Source organism: Lacticaseibacillus chiayiensis (assembly GCF_004123795.1).
Lineage (GTDB): Bacteria > Bacillota > Bacilli > Lactobacillales > Lactobacillaceae > Lacticaseibacillus > Lacticaseibacillus chiayiensis.
Genome location: NZ_MSSM01000084.1, coordinates 1 through 2,051 on the forward strand (window position 1 = coordinate 1; position 2,051 = coordinate 2,051).

2 protein-coding genes are annotated in these 2,051 nt (G+C 45.2%); one reads left to right on the forward strand and one right to left on the reverse strand.

Going from position 1 to position 2,051, the window contains the following annotated elements:
- Nucleotides 1–80 precede the first annotated feature (80 nt).
- On the reverse strand, nucleotides 81–530 hold the full coding sequence (tnpA, locus tag BVJ53_RS14675) for an IS200/IS605 family transposase (protein ID WP_129302976.1): 450 nt from the start codon (nucleotides 528–530) through the stop codon (nucleotides 81–83).
- Between the two features lie 74 nt (nucleotides 531–604).
- Between tnpA and BVJ53_RS14680 the strand changes: the two genes are divergently transcribed.
- On the forward strand, nucleotides 605–1,855 hold the full coding sequence (locus BVJ53_RS14680) for an RNA-guided endonuclease InsQ/TnpB family protein (protein ID WP_129302977.1): 1,251 nt from the start codon (nucleotides 605–607) through the stop codon (nucleotides 1,853–1,855).
- Nucleotides 1,856–2,051 lie beyond the last annotated feature (196 nt).

Consider the following 2,051-nt stretch of genomic DNA (forward strand, 5'->3'; position numbering starts at 1 on the left):
GCTTTTAAAGTTCAATCACTTTTTAATTATGACTGGCCGGAAATCCCGTGACTTTAGTCATGGGATGGATAGGCCCTCTCTCAACGCCCTTTAGGGCGCTTTTTCAGTTCGTTGTATTTTTGGTTGTTGATGTAATTTTCAACGACGTCCTTGCTCATGTTGCCAAGTGTACTCATGTAGTAGCTGGGTGACCATAAATGTCCACCCCAATCTTGAGAATCGCGAATTTCCGGATGCCGTTTGAGAAAGATAAAGGCACTTCTGCCCTTGAGCGCTTTGATGGCACTGGTTGGTGCCTTGCTAGGCGGAAAACTGATCAATACATGGACATGATCGGGCATGACTTCCATTTTTTCGATCACAATCTCATTATCATCGGTAACCCCTTGCAAAATGACCTTCATTTCGTCTGCCAGTTCCTTAGTTACAAAAGTTTGATGGCGATATTTCGTTACCCAGATCAAATGGTAATGAAAATTATAGATATAGCGTCTGGTATAAACCGCGTCTTGGATTTTTTCTTGAGTCATAAAAGTCACCTCAATTGTTGTCATCATTGGCTAATGCTACAATACCATTATAGCAAGAAAAGAGGTGAGATTAAATGAAGTCAATGGCACAATTAGGATATCATTATGGCTTGAGGGTTCGCATCTACCCAAGTGACCACCAAAAGCAATTGATTAAGCTTAACAGCGATGCCAGTCGCTTCGTCTATAACGAGATGGTGGCGGTTGGTAAAGAACTCTGGCAATTAAAACAAGTCAAGCTGCCAATTGATACGGTTCAAGCTCGAATCAAGCAGCTTGAATTACGGCAAAATGCCAAGCAGATGTCCAATCATTTCCAATTCTTAGAAGACAAGCGCATTGACAGTCTTGCTAAGGCTAACGCTATCCGGAACTACCGCAAAACATGGAGAGCCTTTCGGAAGGTTCATGGTACTGGCGTCCCAAAATTCCACCGTAAAAGCTATGCGTGGCGCTATCAAACTAATTGCCAATATATCAAGCAGAAAACGGCGCAGCTAACCAACGGGACCGTCTGCTTTGAAGACCTCAAGCACATCTTAGTGCCTAAGTTAGGTCGGCTACGCATTAAAGGCTCCCACAAACGATTACTGAGTCGGCAAGCAGAAATTCGCATTGGCACGGTCACGATTACTAAGGACGCTGCCGACCGTTTCTTTTTATCCATGCAGCTGGGTTCTGATACACCGTTCATCACGAAGCCTGCCAAAACCAATCGGCAAACCGGCATTGACCTCAACACGAAAAACTTCTTGACGACCAGTGATGGCAAAGTTGTCGCAAATCCGCGCTACTATCGAACGATTAAGGGACGACTGGCTAAGGCCCAACGTGTTTTGTCGCGCCGTGCCCGAAGGGCAAAGAAAGAGCATCGACCGTTACGTAACAGTAAGAATTACCAAAAACAGCGCTTGGTAGTTGCTAAGATTCATGCACAGATTCTAGATCGGCGTAAGAACTTCTTGCACAACGTCTCAACCACACTAATCAAGAACCATGATTTAGTGGTTGCAGAGGAATTGCGAAGTAAGAACTTACTAAAAAATCACGCCTTGGCAATGAGTATCGCAGACGTAGGCTGGCGTACCTTCTTAGGCATGCTAACTTACAAGGCTGACCTTTATGGTCGCCAGTTTGTAACGGTCAATCCTAGGAATACCACTCAAACCTGTCATCGTTGCGACTTCGTAATGGGAACCGAAGGCACTGATAAGCTTAGGCTTGCTGATCGAGAATGGACGTGTCCTAAATGCCATACCCATCACGTTCGCGATCACAATGCCGCGCAGAACATACTGATCAAAGGTATTGCTAAATTAGCCTGATTAGGCTCGTCCCTATGGCAACCTGGGAACGCTAAAGGCACTGGTAATTGCCGTGTAAGACAAAGCAGTTCTACGAACTGCCTGCAGTGGTGTATCTGTGCAAATTGTGATTCAAGCGCTCGTAAGAAGGGTGTTTGCTCACAAGCCACTGACTTTAGTCAGTGGTGGTTGACACCGGATTACAGTTCTTCGTCAA